The 16,830-nt window shown below is 46.7% G+C and carries 19 protein-coding genes and 1 pseudogene; 17 read left to right on the plus strand and 3 right to left on the minus strand.

Translation table 11 applies throughout. From position 1 onward, the window contains the following. The first annotated feature begins 36 nt into the window (after nt 1-36). A complete protein-coding gene (locus LS482_RS11190; RefSeq protein WP_233027620.1) occupies nt 37-426 on the plus strand; it encodes an HIT family protein in 390 nt (129 codons plus the stop codon). Here the strand turns inward: LS482_RS11190 and LS482_RS11195 are convergent. Then, complete coding sequence (locus LS482_RS11195; protein WP_233027621.1) at nt 410-787, minus strand: hypothetical protein; 378 nt, start codon at nt 785-787, stop codon at nt 410-412. The genes LS482_RS11190 and LS482_RS11195 overlap by 17 nt on opposite strands. A 42-nt stretch (nt 788-829) precedes the next feature. Beyond that, entirely contained in the window at nt 830-1,984 is a 1,155-nt protein-coding gene (locus LS482_RS11200; RefSeq protein ID WP_233027622.1) for a sensor histidine kinase, read from the minus strand. A 115-nt stretch (nt 1,985-2,099) separates the two neighbouring features. Here LS482_RS11200 and LS482_RS11205 point away from each other — a divergent pair, with 115 nt between their 5' ends. The 4 genes from LS482_RS11205 (at nt 2,100) to aat (ending at nt 5,857) form a co-directional block, all read left to right on the plus strand. Beyond that, the gene (locus LS482_RS11205) at nt 2,100-3,008 is read left to right on the plus strand and encodes a flavin reductase family protein (protein WP_233027623.1); all 909 of its coding nucleotides are present in this window, start codon (nt 2,100-2,102) and stop codon (nt 3,006-3,008) included. Nucleotides 3,009-3,063: 55 nt separating this feature from the next. Continuing rightward, the gene (locus LS482_RS11210; protein ID WP_233027624.1) at nt 3,064-3,441 is read left to right on the plus strand and encodes a DUF3127 domain-containing protein; all 378 of its coding nucleotides are present in this window, start codon (nt 3,064-3,066) and stop codon (nt 3,439-3,441) included. 187 nt (nt 3,442-3,628) lie between these two features. Next, complete coding sequence (locus LS482_RS11215; protein WP_233027625.1) at nt 3,629-5,005, plus strand: short-chain fatty acid transporter; 1,377 nt, start codon at nt 3,629-3,631, stop codon at nt 5,003-5,005. A 198-nt stretch (nt 5,006-5,203) separates the two neighbouring features. Beyond that, nucleotides 5,204-5,857, plus strand: coding sequence for a leucyl/phenylalanyl-tRNA--protein transferase (gene aat, locus LS482_RS11220; protein WP_233027626.1), 654 nt, complete (start codon nt 5,204-5,206; stop codon nt 5,855-5,857). A gap of 112 nt (nt 5,858-5,969) precedes the next feature. Here aat and LS482_RS11225 read toward each other — a convergent pair whose 3' ends face one another. Next, nucleotides 5,970-6,539, minus strand: coding sequence for a DNA-3-methyladenine glycosylase I (locus tag LS482_RS11225; RefSeq protein ID WP_233027627.1), 570 nt, complete (start codon nt 6,537-6,539; stop codon nt 5,970-5,972). Between the two features lie 311 nt (nt 6,540-6,850). Here LS482_RS11225 and LS482_RS11230 point away from each other — a divergent pair, with 311 nt between their 5' ends. From LS482_RS11230 to LS482_RS11280, 12 genes and pseudogenes are all read left to right on the plus strand, one after another. Next, nucleotides 6,851-7,852 carry an aldo/keto reductase gene (locus LS482_RS11230; RefSeq protein WP_233027628.1) on the plus strand — a complete coding sequence of 334 codons (1,002 nt, stop codon included), beginning with the start codon at nt 6,851-6,853 and terminating at the stop codon, nt 7,850-7,852. 5 nt (nt 7,853-7,857) lie between these two features. Next, a complete protein-coding gene (locus LS482_RS11235) occupies nt 7,858-8,595 on the plus strand; it encodes an SDR family NAD(P)-dependent oxidoreductase (protein WP_254714325.1) in 738 nt (245 codons plus the stop codon). Continuing rightward, nucleotides 8,546-8,734, plus strand: coding sequence for an SDR family oxidoreductase (locus tag LS482_RS21660; RefSeq protein ID WP_254714326.1), 189 nt, complete (start codon nt 8,546-8,548; stop codon nt 8,732-8,734). Before LS482_RS11235 ends, LS482_RS21660 begins: the two co-directional genes overlap by 50 nt. Nucleotides 8,735-9,000: 266 nt before the next feature. Continuing rightward, on the plus strand, nt 9,001-9,603 hold the full coding sequence (locus LS482_RS11240; RefSeq protein ID WP_233027629.1) for a short chain dehydrogenase: 603 nt from the start codon (nt 9,001-9,003) through the stop codon (nt 9,601-9,603). Then, nucleotides 9,596-9,784: a hypothetical protein gene (locus LS482_RS11245; protein ID WP_233027630.1), complete on the plus strand. Its 189-nt coding sequence runs from the start codon at nt 9,596-9,598 to the stop codon at nt 9,782-9,784. Before LS482_RS11240 ends, LS482_RS11245 begins: the two co-directional genes overlap by 8 nt. A gap of 68 nt (nt 9,785-9,852) precedes the next feature. Next, nucleotides 9,853-10,539, plus strand: coding sequence for a putative quinol monooxygenase (locus LS482_RS11250; protein ID WP_233027631.1), 687 nt, complete (start codon nt 9,853-9,855; stop codon nt 10,537-10,539). A 46-nt stretch (nt 10,540-10,585) separates the two neighbouring features. Then, nucleotides 10,586-10,960, plus strand: a pseudogene (locus LS482_RS11255) (ester cyclase); the annotation flags it as partial. Nucleotides 10,961-10,971: 11 nt separating this feature from the next. After that, nucleotides 10,972-11,796 (plus strand): acetolactate decarboxylase, encoded by an 825-nt coding sequence (gene budA / locus LS482_RS11260; protein WP_233027633.1) that lies wholly within the window; start codon nt 10,972-10,974, stop codon nt 11,794-11,796. Nucleotides 11,797-11,912: 116 nt separating this feature from the next. Beyond that, nucleotides 11,913-14,279, plus strand: coding sequence for a TonB-dependent receptor (locus LS482_RS11265; protein WP_233027634.1), 2,367 nt, complete (start codon nt 11,913-11,915; stop codon nt 14,277-14,279). Between the two features lie 216 nt (nt 14,280-14,495). After that, nucleotides 14,496-14,753, plus strand: coding sequence for a hypothetical protein (locus LS482_RS11270; RefSeq protein WP_233027635.1), 258 nt, complete (start codon nt 14,496-14,498; stop codon nt 14,751-14,753). A 75-nt stretch (nt 14,754-14,828) separates the two neighbouring features. Beyond that, on the plus strand, nt 14,829-15,890 hold the full coding sequence (locus LS482_RS11275) for a sensor histidine kinase (RefSeq protein ID WP_233027636.1): 1,062 nt from the start codon (nt 14,829-14,831) through the stop codon (nt 15,888-15,890). 112 nt (nt 15,891-16,002) lie between these two features. Further along, nucleotides 16,003-16,761 (plus strand): LytR/AlgR family response regulator transcription factor, encoded by a 759-nt coding sequence (locus tag LS482_RS11280; RefSeq protein WP_233027637.1) that lies wholly within the window; start codon nt 16,003-16,005, stop codon nt 16,759-16,761. Nucleotides 16,762-16,830: the final 69 nt, after the last annotated feature.

Here is a 16,830-nt window from a genome sequence, read left to right on the forward strand (position 1 = left end):
TTTTTTATTTTTAGAACACGCTAAAGACAAAAAGATATGGCAAGTATATTTACAAAGATCATCAACGGGGAAATTCCCTGTTACAAAGTAGCCGAAGACGACCATTATTTTGCTTTCCTGGATATCAATCCCAATGCGAAAGGACATACCCTGTGCGTGCCCAAAAAAGAGGTGGACAAACTGTTTGACCTGGATGAGGAAACATATAACGGCCTCATGGCGTTTTCCAGGAAAGTGGCGCTGGGGCTCGAAAAGGCTGTGCCGTGCAACCGGGTAGGGGTAGCCGTTGTGGGGCTGGAAGTGCCACACGTACATGTTCACCTGATCCCGCTGAACGAAATGAAGGATATGACCTTTCAGCACAAGGTGGCCATGGAAAAAGAAGAATTTGAAACGGTAGCCCAGAAGATCAGGGAGCAGTTATAGCTGCCGGATCGTTCAGGTAATACAGTATAGCTATTCCGCCGGCAAGGATAACGATCAGGAGCAGGATAAGGATATAGGACAGCCTTGTAAGCCGGAAAGAGCGTTTTCCCGGGGTTACGGCCTTGGAATAGTATTCCAGTACCCGTTCGATATCGTCGGTCCATTTTACCGGATAAATCGTGGTGTCACATTTTTTGCAGTGAAGGACATGGGAAACCTCCCCGGTCACCTTTTTATACCAGCGGCTTTCTATGTGTTTCTGGTAATAAGTGAGGACAAGTCCCGTATCTGTATAGCATTCCGGACAATTATTGGCCAGTGAAGTTTCCTTGATGGTTACGAGTTTTGCATTTAAAGACATGGTGCTTCGGTGTTTTTAACGACGTATACCCTATATTTAACGTTAAGATATCACTTTTAGCGTAATTTGCATCGTAGTTCCTTTCCCCACATCCGAGTGCAACACCTTTACCTTGCCCTCGTGATAGTCCTCTATGATACGCTGTACCAGGGATAACCCCAGGCCCCATCCCCGTTTTTTTGTTGTGAAACCGGGCGAGAAAATGGTTTTGTATTTGTTTTTTGGAATTCCCTTGCCGGAATCCGTTACCAGCAGATTTACATATTTTCCGGAATTCCTGATCTCAACCTGCAGATTGCCCTTGCCCTTCATGGCATCGATGGCATTTTTGACCAGGTTTTCTATGGTCCAGCTAAAGAGTTGCGGGTTAATTTTAGTCATAATAGGGTAGTCCGGCGCAGTAAATTCAAAGGAAATAAGTTTTGAACTGCGTTCCCTGAGGTAATCGTAGGCATTTCTGGTCTCTTCCACGATGTTCAGTTTTGTCAGCACAGGGACCGATCCTATCTTGGAAAAACGGTCCGTAATGGTCTGCAATCTCGAAATGTCCTTCTCGATTTCCGTGGTTATGGAAGGATCAGTGTCCTGTGATTTCAGGATTTCCGCCCATCCCACAAGCGAAGACAAAGGGGTGCCGATCTGGTGTGCCGTTTCCTTGGCCATTCCCGCCCAGAGTTTGTTCTGGTCCGAAATTTTGGAAGTCCTGTAAAACAGCAATATCACCGCAATAAAAAGTAAAATAATGAGGATAAGGGCTATGGGGTAATATTTCAGTTTGTTAAGCACATCGGAATTGCCGTAATAGAGCGTAGCCAGTTTTTCGTTCTTATAACTTATTTCCAGGGGTTCGTTAACCCGGGCAAATTCTTTGATTTTCTGTTGTATTTTTTGAGGGTCCCTGATCACCTTTTCCCCCATATTGCTCGGGGTAATGATGCCGTTTACATTAACCAGTATCATGGGAGTACTGGAATTGTTGGTCAGTACCTGTAACGGCAGTTCGCCAAGGTCCCTTTCCAGGTCGGAAGTCTGTAAGAGCTCGGCCTGTGCCGCAGCCCATATTTTCATTTTTATGCGCTCCTCTTCCTTAAATCGCTGGAAAAAAGCATAGGTGTTCCACAAAATAAGGGAAACCACCAATACGGACATACCTATCAAAATCCATTTGGCTATGCTTTTTTGTTTAACAGACGTCATGGGTTATTGGGATAACATCATAAATATAAAGTAAAACCTTTAATTTTATTGTTTATCCCCTTAAAGATTTTATTTCTCTCGCGGTTTATTTATTTTTGTTTCTATAAAACGAACTATGTATTCTGTAAAACCCAAAGACGTTTCCACTGCAAAATTTCACGGATTGTTACTGGGTGCGGTGGCTCCGAGGCCTATCGCTTTCGCCAGTACGGTAGATTCGGAAGGGCGGCCCAACCTGTCCCCTTTCAGTTTTTTCAATGTGTTCAGCTCCAATCCCCCTGTCCTGATCTTCTCTCCTAACAGGCGGGTGAGAGACAATACGAGCAAACACACCCTGGAAAACGCCAAAGCTACAGAAGAAGTAGTGGTCAATGTAGTAAATTACGATATCGTACAACAAGCCTCACTGTCCAGTACGGAATATCCCGAAGGAGTGAACGAATTTACAAAGGCCGGGCTTACCATGCTGCCTTCAGATATGGTGAGACCGTACAGGGTGGCCGAGTCGCCCGTGCAGTTTGAATGTAAGATAAAGGAGGTTGTAGAACTCGGAAGAGAGGGAGGTGCCGGAAACCTTATCATATGTGAAGTCCTGAAGATGCATATTGATGAACGTGTACTGGATGACCAGGGCAATATAGATCAATACAAAATAGACCTTGTGGCCAGAGCCGGCGGAAGTTTTTACTCCAGGGCCAGGGACGGTTTTTTTGAAATACCGAAACCTGTGGCCAGCCTGGGTATCGGTGTAGATCAGATCCCGGAAGATATCCGGAGGAGCAGGGTGCTTACCGGAAATGACCTCGGGATGCTTGGCAACGTGGAAAAACTGCCTTCGGAAGACGAGATAAAGAACTTTGTACAGGATTCCGTGGGAATTAAGGGGATTCTGAGTTCGGACGATGATGATAAAGTACATGAAAGGGCGCGGGATTACCTGAGGGAAAATGATGTAAACGCCGCCTGGAAAGTATTGCTGGCCAAAAGGTATGAAAGCCGGGATAACGAAGTAAAAAAGTTGTAATAGGCTGCCTTAATACACTAAATACAGATGAAATAACGATAAAAGAGAGTTAATTATGGAAGTTCAAGGAAAAATCAAGCTGATCGATGAAACCAAGACCTATGGAAGCAACGGGTTCAGGAAGCGGGAAATGGTTGTAACTACGGAAGAACAGTACCCCCAGCATATCCTGGTAGAATTCATACAGGACAAATGTGATCTGCTCAATAATTTTCAGGTGGGGCAGCAGGTAAAGATAGGGATCAATCTCCGGGGCCGTGAATGGGTAAGTCCCCAGGGAGAGACCAAGTATTTCAATTCGATACAGGGCTGGCGCATAGAAAACATTCAGGCCGAACAGCCTTCTCAGGGTGTGCCTCCCGTGCCCCCTACAGATGCCTTTGAGCCTGCGAACGATTTTAATGAAGAAGAACACGACGACCTGCCGTTCTGATAGGAATATCCTGCAGAACCGAGGTGTATTCATATAAAATAACCGCAATACGTTCCGGATGTCAGTTAATATGTCCGGAACGTATTTTTTTGCATTGAATAATGTAAAAAGAGCATCTGTACAGGGTAAAAGTAAGCCCTGTTTTGCTTTTTTGCCCCTAACTGCTTAAATTCAGAAAAAATTATACATGAACCCGGCACGTGTTGTAGAGCGTATTTTTAAAAAATTTCTTCCCTCGCAGTTCACCATTGCCGTATTGCTTACCCTGCTGACCGTTGTGCTGGCCTATTTTTTCTCGGGGATGGAACAGGAAGGGCGCCTTGTCACTATTCTGTCTTACTGGGAAAAGGGGGTCTGGGACAGCGGCCTGCTCGTATTTGCCTACCAGATGATGCTCATTCTGGTACTGGGGCATGTGCTGGTGTTGAGTCCGCCGGTAAGTAAACAGATCACGATGCTTACAAGGTATGCCACGAACACGGCCTCTGCTGCTGTTCTTGTAAGTGTCACTACTATGCTGGCCGCCTTTTTTAACTGGGGGCTCGCCCTTATTTTCGGTGCCGTACTGGCCAGAAAGGTCGGGGAAAAGGCAGTGAAAGAAAAAATTCCGTTGAATTATCCGTTGGTGGGGGCAGCCGGATATACCGGGCTCATGGTATGGCATGGAGGGATGAGCGGTTCTGCACCCCTGAAGGTTGCTGAAAAAGGACATATTGCCGATTTAATGAAGAATGTGCCACAGGCAGAAGCGGGTATTTCCTCCTTGCCGGAGTTCATTTCCACGCAACATACCATTTTCAGTTGGTGGAACCTGTTGCTTTTTGCGCTGTTACTGATCGTGGTTCCGATAGTATTATATGCGGTAGGTAAAAAGGTAAAGCCTACGGAGATTAACTTAAAAATTTTTCAGCCCCGGAGTGTGGGAGAGAAAAAAGTATCCGGTGCCGAACGTATGGATCGTTCCCGGATACTGGCCCTTGTTTTTTCCGGGATGATACTGGTTGCTTTTTTTATCCGGTACGGATCTGATCTGACAGGTTTCAATATCACCCCGAATATGCTCAATCTTTTTATGTTCGGACTGGCCATATTGCTACACCACAACTTCCGGAATTTCCTGGAAGCTCTTGAAGAAGCCGTGAAGGGAGTGTCCGGCATATTGATACAGTTCCCGCTGTATTTCGGTATTATGGGAATCATGGGGCAAAGTGGGATGGTGGAGGATATTTCCGGTTTTTTCGTAGCCGTGGCCAATGCCACCACCTTACCTGTCTTTACTTTTTTCAGTGGCGGACTGGTCAATATCTTTGTGCCGAGCGGTGGCGGACAGTGGGCGGTTCAGGGCCCCGTTGTACTCGATTCCGCTCTCAAACTCGGCGTACCGCTGCCCAAAGCGGTAATGGCATTGGCTTATGGCGATCAGATCACCAATATGTTACAACCTTTCTGGGCCCTACCGCTTCTCGGAATTACAAGGTTGCGGGCTAAGGATATCCTGCCCTATACCCTGTTGCTGATGCTGGTAGGAACCATAATATTGATAACCGGGCTTTTGCTGTTGTAAATGAAAGAAAAGAAAAAGTCCCGACGGTTGAATCGGGACTTAATGTTGTGGTTTTAGGTTTTGCCTTTGTGACAAACTCAAAAAGCAATGATGAAAAATAAATGCTCACAAAGACAAGACAAATATGAATAAAAAATTTGTAAAAACAAAAGGGAATTTATTTTTTTAACGAATAAATATGTTTTAGATACATTTTTCATGTTTTTCCTTGACGAAAATATAGTCTTTCCTCCGGTTTCCATGACATCCGATGTAGGAATTATTGCTGTGGGCGGTGACCTTTCCCCGGAGCGATTGTTACTGGCCTATCAGAGTGGTATTTTTCCCTGGTTCGAAAAGGAAGACCCCATTTTGTGGTGGAGCCCCGACCCCAGAATGGTCCTTTTCCCGGAAGAATTAAAAATAGCTAAAAGCATGCGAAAAGTACTGGAACGGAATGTTTTTACCATTACGTTCAACCGGGATTTCCGGGCGGTAATAGAGGCATGTGCGGAAACGGGAAGAAAAGGGCAGGAAGGGACCTGGATCACGGCAGATATGATAGAGGCTTACTGCAAATTACACGAACTGGGTTATGCTACCTCAGTTGAAGTCTGGCAGGACGAGATGCTTGCAGGAGGACTGTACGGAATAGACCTCGGGCATGTCTTTTGCGGAGAAAGTATGTTTACCCGTGTGAGCAATGCTTCCAAGGCCGGTTTTATCACTCTGGTAGAAAAACTGAAACAGGAACAATATCAGCTTGTGGACTGCCAGGTATATACGTCACACCTTGCCAGCCTCGGGGCCAGGGAAATCCCGAGGGAAGATTTCATAAGGGTGCTAACAAAAGAAAAACCGGGGCATCTTTAAACCCAGTTCCCCCCGGAGTATGGTTTGGATATTCGGTAAACGGTAAATCCCATACCGAATACCCGCTGACCTTACTTTACTTTAAATACGGAGTATTTTCGGGTTGCCCGACCTAAATTTGTACCTCTTTATACCGGAAACAGTTCACATCGTGGTCATTCACCATTCCTGTAGCCTGCATATGGGCGTAGATCACCGTGGTGCCCACAAACTTGAAACCCCGCTTTTTCATGTCCTTACTGATCTTGTCAGATAAGGGAGTGTTGGCAGGGGCTTTCCGGTAGTCGGAAAGGTGGTTCTGGATGGGTTTTCCGTTCACAAATCCCCAGATATATTCGCTGAAACTGCCGAATTCCTCCCGGACTTTCAGGAAAGCCTGTGCATTGCTTACGGTTGCCCGCACCTTTAACCGGTTTCGGATGATACCTTCGTTTTTCAGGAGTTCCTGAATTTTGTCCTCTCCGTAACCGGAAATTTTTTGATAGTTAAAATTGTCGAATGCCGCCCTGAAATTCTCCCGTTTTCGGAGGACGGTTATCCAGCTGAGCCCGGCCTGGAAGGTTTCCAGGATCAAAAATTCAAACAATGTGGCATCGTCATGTACGGGGACTCCCCACTCCTCATCGTGGTATTTTTCATAAAGCGGGTCGCCCACACACCAGCCGCAACGTTTTTTTTCCATATGGTTAGTGTTTGTGCTAAGGTAAATATTATAATGTAAAGCCGGAAAGCAGGGTGTAAAAAAAGAGGAAATATTCTTTCCCGTACATAAGGTTTTGTTGGGAAAACAAAATAATGTTATCGGACCCGTGAAGGTGTTATTTGTGGTATGTTTTTGATAACCAGAGATTATTTAGGTTTCAAGATTTAAAAGTATGTTTTTGGAGACTGTCCCGTATTTGTTTGAATTTTATAGTTTTTGGTTTGAATATTTCAACCGGAATTCCCCTTTTCCGGAATATCTTTGATATAACAAATCTAAATCGACAAAACATGAATTACAGGACATTAGGAAAAACAGGAGAAAAATTATCTGCAATCGGATTGGGGTGCATGGGAATGAGTTTTGCCTATGGCCCGAGAGATGACGAGCAATCTGTTGCCACCCTGGAACACGCTCTGGAACTGGGTGTGAATTTCTGGGACACGGCAGATATGTATGGTTTCGGTCATAATGAATCATTGCTCTCCAATGTGCTTGTGCCTAACAGGGAGAAAATCTTTATCGCTACAAAGTTCGGGTTCCGGCAAAAAGAGAATAGCCCGGGATTCAGCGGAACACCGGGGACGTACTTCGACGGAAGTCCGGAATATGTCAAACAGGCCTGTGAAGCCAGTTTAAAACGTCTCGGAGTAGATACGATAGACCTGTATTACAGCCACCGTGTAGACCCCAATGTGCCCATAGAAGAGACCGTAGGGGCCATGGGAGAACTGGTAAAGGAAGGCAAAGTGCGTTATCTGGGGCTTTCCGAGGCCTCTCCTGCCTCCCTGAAAAAAGCGGTTGCCGAACACCCCATAGCTACGTTGCAAAGCGAGTATTCCCTTTTTACACGTGACCTGGAGAAAGAGATTATCCCTGCGTGCCGGGAACTCGGGATCACTCTTATCCCCTACAGCCCGCTCGGAAGAGGAATGCTCACGGGAGCGTTGAAGGAAGCGCCCAAAGGCGAGGACGATTACAGGAAAAACCTGCCCCGTTTCCAGGAGGAAAGTTTTATACACAACAAAAAACTGGTAGATAAACTGGAGGAGCTTGCAAAGCAGAAAGATTGTACCCCGGCACAACTGGCCATAGCCTGGCTGTTACACCAGGGCGAGGATATTATCCCCATCCCCGGAACCAAAAAAGTGAAGTACCTGGAGGAAAATGCCGCAGCGGTAGACCTGACCTTTTCTGATGAAGAGCTGAAAACGGTAACGGAACTTTCAGATACCGTAAAAGTACTGGGCGAACGCTATACCGAAGGCGCCATGAAGCTGGTAAACAATTAATATTAATGGACAGGAGGAATTTTATAGAAAAGAGCTTCACTGCCACTGTCGCGGCCGGAATCCCGGCCGGGATGGCAGGGGCCGTTTCTGGACAACAAGGCACTATGGCTACCGGGCGCGCACGTTTTCGCGATAAGGTGGTTATTATTACCGGGGCCACTTCGGGAATAGGAAAAGCCGCTGCCTTTGCCTTTGCCCGTGAGGGAGCCAAGGTAGGATTTTGCGGAAGGCGGGAAAATCTCGGGGTGGAAGTGGAGGCCGCTATCCGTGAGCAGGGAGGAGAAGCTACGTATGTCAGGGCAGATGTAACCATACCCGAAGAAGTGGAAGCCTTTGTAAACGGTATGGCTGAAAAGTACGGAAAACTCGATGTGGCATTCAATAATGCCGGTGAGGTGATGTTCGGCAAATTGCACGAGATCTCCCTGGAAGACTGGGAATGGATACACCAGACCAATGTGCGGGGCGTTTTCCTGGCCATGAAATACCAGATACCGCATATGCTCAAAAACGGAAAAGGGAATATCGTGCTTACAGCATCGATGCACACTGTTTCCACCCGGCCGGGGGCTGCTGCCTATGCTTCCAGTAAACGGGCACTCATGGGGCTGGCTCAGACTGCTGCTATGGATTACGGACAGGAAGGTATCCGGGTCAATGTGATTGATTTCTCCCGGGATTACCGATACCCCCATGTTCAGGAGGTCTACCGGGGCGTCACAGGAAAAGGTAGCACAGGCTAAGGCACTTGTGGACGGGCTGAATCGTATAGCTACGGCCGAAGAAATGGCAGAAGCTGCCCTGTTCCTGGCTTCGGACGACTGTCCCTATATTACCGGAACTTCCCTGCTGGTAGACGGCGGGATGATGGCAGGGCTCTGATCAAAAGCCAGCGTTAAATTTTTTGATTGTTTCAGATTCATCTACAAGGTATAGGAGTACTTATAATTTTTGCCTTCGTGCTTTTGCACAACAGAAATTTTGTATAAGAGCAGGACGCGACTTTGTTCTGACCTGAACAAATATCGGGAGAATCGTGCTCGCCATAAAAAATATGCGGGTCTTCCCGCCGCCATAAACGGGAAAATGAATTAAAAGACGTCTTCAAATAATAAAACAGGAACTATTTTAAAACACCAAGCGCTTTAATGAAAATACTGATTATAGGAGCCTCGGGCACCATAGGTACCGGGATAACCGGGGCCCTGTCGGAAAAACATGAGATCATCACTGCGGGAAGGAGCAGTGGTGACCTGCGTGTAGACATCACTTCCAAGAAATCCGTTAAACAGTTATTCGAAGAGGCGGGGCCGGTAGATGCTTGTATATGCACCGCAACTTCGGGTAGTATGGACGATTTTGGAACCCTGACGGAAATGGACCTGCTCATCAATATGAAAGGAAAATTACTGGGACAGGTCAATATTGTGCTCATTGGCCAGCATTACCTGAATGAAAACGGCTGTTTTATCCTTACTTCCGGCATTTTTGCCGACAGGCCTGCGAAGGGAGCTACGGGAGGAGGACTTATCAATGGTGCGCTGCACAGTTTTGTGTTATCGGCAGCTGTGGAATTGCAAAGAGGGCTGCGGGTAAATGTGGTAAGCCCGGGAATTATTGAAGATTCCGTGAAGGATTCCGGCCCTGTTTTTCCCGGATTAAGACCGGTTGCCATGAACGGGGTTGTAGATGCTTATGTGAAAAGTATAGAAAGTGATATTTCCGGAAATATTATCCGGGTGTATGGCTGAACAGTTAAAAGCCGAAACCGGAGCAGAAGCAGAAATTTACCTGGCTACCGCTCCGGAGGTTCAGGGAGTAACCGGAAAATATTTCGACCGGAAGGAAGAGGCGAAAGCAAACTCCCGGGCGTATGATGTCACAGCCCGGAGACCGTTATGGGAAGTCAGTAATAAATATGTCGGGATGTAATGTTTTTACCCCTAAACGGGATAAATCTATCTGAAAATCATACCTGTATTTTAACTAAAACTAAAAAAATGACAAATTCGAAAACAACAAAAATCGCATCAAACACTGCAATGGATATTTTCCGTGATGAATTCGCTATGCTCGTGACATTTCATACCAAACCCGAATACCGGGAGGAACTGGAACGCCTGCTCCGGAAGGATGTGGAAGAAGCGGGGAAGGAAGAAGGCAATCTTTCGATGTACCTGTATCGCGCCAAGGATAATCAGGATACCTATTTCCTGTTTGAACGCTGGAAAAACCAACAGGCCCTCGATGCCCATTTCGAAAAGCCTTACACCAAGGCGGTCCTTGAACTTACTGAAAAAGCGTTGACCGATCCCATGGAAATCATGTTCCTGAATGATCTGGCACCCATATCGCCGGTAAACTACGAACGCTCACCTCAAACACCGGATGAGGCAACAGACCTCATTGTGGTATTTACCGTTAAGGAAGGAATGCAGGAACGGTTTATGGAACAATTCAGGTATTCGGCGCAGAACAGTCGTCCCGAACCCGGTTGTGTTGCTTTTCATATCCATTCCGTTAAAGACAGACCGAACACTTTTGTACTCTATGAACGCTGGGAAAACCGGGAAGCCCTGGACAGTCATTTCGAACAACCCTATACCAGGGAACTCTTTACCTTGTTTGAAGAGGTTCTGGACAAGCCCGTAGAAGAAAGTCTTGAATTTATTACCCTGGTTATGTAAAAATTAAAGGATGATAACAGAATAAAACAGGGCTGTAGTCCTTCGGTTTAACAAGGAGGTTATAGAAGGGGGGCTTAATATAATGGATGAAATATTTCAACCGGACTTTGTCAACAGAACGGTGCGCCCGGGATTTCCACCGGGATCCGAAGGGATGTCCCGTTTCCTTACCGATGTGCTATGGAAGGGACTTTCGGATATTACCGTGGAGATCCACGGCCAGGTTGCCGAAGGAGATATGGTGAGTACGCGAAAGACCATTAAGGGAAAACATACCGGGGTTTTTCTTGGAGTACAGGGTTCGGGAAAGACGGTGGCAATGAACATTATGGATATGGTTCGCCTGGAAAATGGCAAATATGCGGAACACTGGAGTGTGATGAACCTGCATGATGTGGTAAAACAGATTTCGGAACAATAAAGGTAAACACTATGTATTCACCGTACTTGAGGACAATATTAGTTCTGTGTATTGCAGGGTTATACGGAAGTTGTACAACAGCTGAAAAGACAAAACCTACGGAAGGCACTGCACTTCAGCATGACGCGGCGTATCAAGATTACCTGTATCAGTATTCCGTTATTGACGCCCTGTTGTCCGGGGTATATGACGGGAACCTGTCTGTAGGAGCACTCCGCGAAAAGGGAACCCTCGGTGTAGGTGGGTTTAACCGCCTTGACGGCGAACTGTACATGGATAAAGGCGAAGTTTATAAAATACGTTATGACGGAAGTGTACATAAAGTATCTGATACAGCTAAGATACCGATAGCCTTTGTAAAACACTTTCAGGCGGATACCACTTTTACCCTGGTACAGAAAGAAATGGGCTATGAGAAGTTCAAGGTCCGGTTACAATCATTCCTGAATGAAAACGAAATGTATGCCATCCGTATTTCCGGTACTTTTCCGAAGGTGCTGGCCAGGGCTCCTGCCCCGGCAGGAAAGCCTTATCCGCCGCTGGCAGAACACCTGAAAGAACATCAGTACGGGTTCGGGCTGGAGCATACCCGCGGAACGGGCGTAGGGTTTTATCTTCCGGCCTTTATGGGTAAAGTGAATATTCCGGGCTTCCATTTCCACTATCTTTCGGAAGAAAAAAGATCGGGCGGACATGTGCTGGACTTTGTAGCCGACAGCCTGTATGTAGAGATCGACAGGGCCTCCGGTTTTGTGGTCCGGTCTCCGGATGATGAAGACTTTCGAAGGGCCGACCTGCAAAAAGATCGAAAAGCGGAAGTGGAGGAAATAGAATAACACCCCGGTTCGATCCGTTTCATGGCTTAATACTCCGGTTCATGTTTGTATAACTACAGTTCATGGGAATCAGCTTGTAAGTTGGTGATAGCAAGGCCAAATTGCAAAGAAAAACCATGAAAGCAACCAGTTTCTCCGTACTTTTTATACTGATTACATACGCTTTTGCTCATGGCCAGTCCGTGACACAGACCGTAAAGGGAAGGATCACCGACCGGCAATCTGAAACACCGCTTATGGGAGCGACGGTGGAAATCCTTACCACCGGTCCCGTAACGGGAGTGGTTACCGATATGGACGGCTATTACCGGATAGAAGGTGTACCCCTCGGCCGGCATGATATTCGTGTAAGCTACCTGGGATACACGTCTGCCACCATCCCCAATGTAAGGGTCACCGCAGGAAAGGAATTAGTCGTAAATGCCGTCCTGGAAGAGTCTGTGGTAGCCATGGACGAGGTCGTGGTAACATCGGGGGAACAAAAAGGAAGGCCGCGTAACGAGATGGCCGCAGTGAGTGCCCGCTCCTTTTCACTGGAAGAAGTCACCAGGTTTTCGGGAGCGGCCAACGATGCATCCCGTATGGCCGCTAATTATGCCGGGGTAAATATAAATAACGACTCCAGGAACGATCTGGTGATCCGGGGAAATTCCCCTATGGGCGTGTTGTGGCGGCTGGAAGGCGTGCCTATTCCGAATCCGAATCACTTTTCCACCCTCGGGACAACCGGGGGCCCTGTAAGTGCACTTAACACCAATCTTTTATCCAATTCTGATTTTTTAACAAGTGCCTTTCCGGCAGAATACGGCAATGCCAATGCCGGGGTTTTTGATATCCGTTTTCGCAATGGTAACCGCGACCGGCTGGAAGCTACGGCACAGTTGGCGGTCTTTAGCGGACTGGAAGGTATGATTGAAGGCCCCTTGTTTAAAGAGAACGGAGGGTCGTTTATCGTTTCCTTCCGGCAGAGTTTTGTGGAGCTGGCGCAGAATATGGGATTTGAAGTGGGAACAACGGCCAGTCCCAATTACAATGATCTTTCGTTCAAGGCAGATACGGGCTATGGCAAGCTGGGACGGTTTACCCTGTTCGGGATAGGCGGAACAAGTGATATCTTTTTCAATGCGGATGAGGTGGAAGAAGAGGATTTTTTCGCCAGTCAGAACGAAGATGCCGATGTAGACTCGCGTCTTGGTGTCATAGGGCTCAATCATCATTACGCTTTTAATGACAATACCTATATAAAAACCAGCCTTGCGGCATCCGGAACCCAAACCCGGGTCAGTATCGACCGTGTGGAGGATGACGGAGCACGCACACTTTCCGAAGAGGTGGACGACAACAATACGAGATATACGTTTTCCACCTACCTCAACAGTAAACTTAGTGCCAGGCATTCCGTCCGCGGGGGTGTTGTAGCAGAACTATACACCCTGGATACCTATGCGTGGGACACGGAAGACAGCCAGCAACGGACATTACGTGATTTTGACGGTAATATGTCACTGTATCAGGCCTATGTCCAGTCCAGGTATAAATTCAATGACCGATGGGAGCTGAACACGGGGATACATGCGCAATACCTTAATCAGAACGAAGATTTTGTCGTGGAACCGAGATTGTCCCTGAAATGGCGTTTTCGTCCCAATCAATCGCTTTCGGCAGGTTTTGGTGTACACCACCAGATGTTGCCCCTTCCTATTTACCTCCTGGAATCAATGGATGAAGACGGTGAGCGTGTGCAGTCCAACATGGAGGCGGAGTTTTTGCAAAGCCTGCACTATGTGCTGGGCTATGACCTGCAGCTGGCAGCCGATTGGCGCCTGAAAGCCGAAACCTATTACCAAGACCTTCGCAATGTACCCGTAGACCCTTTCTCCAGCAGTTTTTCCCTGTTGAATGTAGGTGATGATTTCGGCTTCCCCGATAACGGTTTCCTGGTCAATGAAGGTTCGGGGAGGAATTACGGGGTGGAGCTGACCGTCGAAAAGTTTTTTTCCCGCGGATATTATGGCCTGCTTACCGCTTCGTGGTATGATTCCAGCTATAAGGGAAGCGACGGTATAAGAAGGAACACGGCCTTTAATAACCGTTACATTCTCAATTTTCTTGCAGGAAGAGAGTTTGTGGTCGGGAAAGATAAACAGAATGCTTTTAACATTGACATGAAATTCACTACGGCCGGGGGAAGGTACTATACGCCGATAGATATTCAAAGCAGTATTGATTCCGGAGCCGAAGTACGGTTTGACGAAATAGCGTATTCCGAAAGGTTTTCCCCTTATTTGCGACTGGATATAAAGGTAGGGTTTCAGTGGAACAGCAGGAGGGGGAAATTGTCACAACAATTCTACCTGGACTTTCAGAACATTACCGCAAGGGACAATGTGTTCCTGCAGCGGTACAACGAGTCATCAGAAACAGTAAATACGCTTTATCAGCGGGGCTTTTTCCCTGATATCCTGTATCGTATTCAGTTTTAGCAGGGCTGGGATAGATATGATAAAAAACAGGCATATGGTTAGTTTGTAGTTTTAATAAATAATGAATAACGAATATCCAATGATGAAGTTTTAAGTATTCGTAAATCAGATAGTTTCTCCAACTTTACAGTACTTCAGCATTCTGTGTTCAACATTCGGTCGGGTTCCTGAGCACAGCCGAGGGGTTCGACATCGATCAAAAACAATGAAAAACAAATGAAACAAACCGTAGTTATCGTAGAGATCTTCAGAACCGATGTAAAAAGTACCGTCCGGGCGGAGGAATGCATGGAAGCATTGTGTGCCCGTTTCCCGGAATACCGCATTAATTTTGACCTTGAAGACCGGGACAGGATACTCCGGGTGGAAGGGGAGTTTCCGGATGTTGATGGGGTCATACGGGTAATGGCCGCATTGAACGTAAACTGTGAACGTTTTCCGGATGATTGCGTGGTGTTTCGGGAAAACCCGTAATGCCCGGGTGGTGTCCGGGAAAACTTGCTAACTTTGTGTTGCCCGGATTTTCGGGGAATGTGCCATATAAATGTAATGATGTTCAGGAAGGCTAAATCCATTATGGGGTTCGACGACCGGTGGATGCTCATTGTGGGGATTCCGCTGGTGAGTTTCATCATTGTAGGACTGATCTTTGGCGATGCCCTGGCGGAAAAAGGGATAGGTTCGCTGGTGTATTACTATCCCAGTGCATTGATATACACTACCATATTCTGGGTGGTTTTCCGGTTTCTCATGCTGCAGTGCATGAAACGCTGGCCGGAACAGGAGCAGACCACCCGGCGTGTCGTGATCCAGGTGATCCTGGTCCTGGTGGTCTATGTGGCCGTCAAATGGATGCTAAAACATACGTTGAGCCCGTTTATCAGCAACCTTACCAATGTGCAGAAACCACATACGTTCAAGGAGCCCATGATAGCATTGCTCATGATCTTCCTGATCACCACGGTTTACGAGGCCATCCGGTTCTACAGCCTGTTGCAGCGATCCCGGATCGAGAAGACGCAACTGGCCAAAGACAATATGCAGTCGCAACTGGAAGGGTTGAAGAACCAGGTAAACCCGCACTTTCTGTTTAACAGCCTCAACACTCTTGCCCACCTTATCCCCGAAGATGTTGGCCGGGCGGAGGCATTTGTCAAAAAGCTGTCGGAAGTGTACCGTTATATATTGGAAATAAAGGACGAACCTCTCATTCTCCTGGAAGACGAATTGGAATTTCTGCAATCGTACATTCATCTTATTAAGGAAAGGTTTGGTGATAATTTCCGGGTAGAAATTTCAGTGGACGATGCATACAGAAAATATCATATTGTCCCGCTTTCGTTACAGATATTATTTGAAAATGCCATTAAACATAACGAAATATCTACCAGGCACCCCCTGGAAATAAAAGTAGGGGTAGACGAAGCGGGTCAGCTTTTTGTAAGGAACAACCTGCAACGTAAAAAACAGGAAGAAGCCTCAACCAAAATAGGATTGCAGAATATAAGGAACAGGTACAGGATCATTACCGGGAAGCCTGTAGATGTTATGGTCAGCACCACATCATTCGTTGTTTTTCTGCCCCTGGTGGAAGTAGCCCCGGCAAAGTAGGTTGCGGAATTAAGAAATGGAACTTCCGGTATTGTCAATATCATCCCGGAGAGCAGAAAAGAGGTGATATTTTCTCAGAAAGAACAGCTATTAATTTAAACAAAAAAACCTTGTGAAAGTACTGATCGTAGAAGACGAAAAACCTGCGGCAGAACGGCTGGCCAAACTATTGTCGGGCCTTCGTGACGATATTGAGATTGCAGATGTGATAGATTCCGTAGACGCTGCCGTGATATGGTTGCGCGAGTTTGGTATGCCCGGACTTATATTTATGGATATACAACTGGCAGACGGACTGTGCTTTGATATCTTCAGAAAGATCAGGGTAGGCGCACCGGTGATATTCACCACTGCTTTTGACCAGTATGCCCTGCGCGCCTTTGAGGTAAACAGTATCGATTATCTGCTCAAACCCATAGATTCCGATGCATTGCGGCAGGCTATGGACAAGTATAATGACCTTCGTACGATTTTTACCCCCTTTACCTATGATGCCCTTGCCGTGCTTCAACATGCCCTGCAGTCTCCTCGTTACCGGGAGCGTTTCCTGGTAAAGCAGGGCAGTGCACTTCATTATGTATCTGTAGGAGATGTAGCCTATTTTTATGCGGAAGAAGGAGTGAATTTTATCCGCCATAAAGGAGGCGGGAGGTATATTACAGAGCTGAACCTGGAAGAGGTAGAACGGCGCATCGATCCGCATCTTTTTTTTCGCGTTAACCGCAAGGTAATAACACACATACGATCGATCCGTTCCATAGAAAATTATTTTAACGGCAGGCTCATCCTGTCCCTGATCCCGGGTTTTGATTCTTCTGTCATTGTAAGCCGCGAGCGTGTGGGAAAGTTTAAGGAATGGCTTGGGAAATAAGTCTTTTCGGAGTGCTATGATTGTGTTGCCTTCCTCCTTCGGCATTCGGTTTTTTCAAATATGTTAATT

This window comes from Sinomicrobium kalidii, from assembly GCF_021183825.1.
Lineage (GTDB): Bacteria > Bacteroidota > Bacteroidia > Flavobacteriales > Flavobacteriaceae > Sinomicrobium > Sinomicrobium kalidii.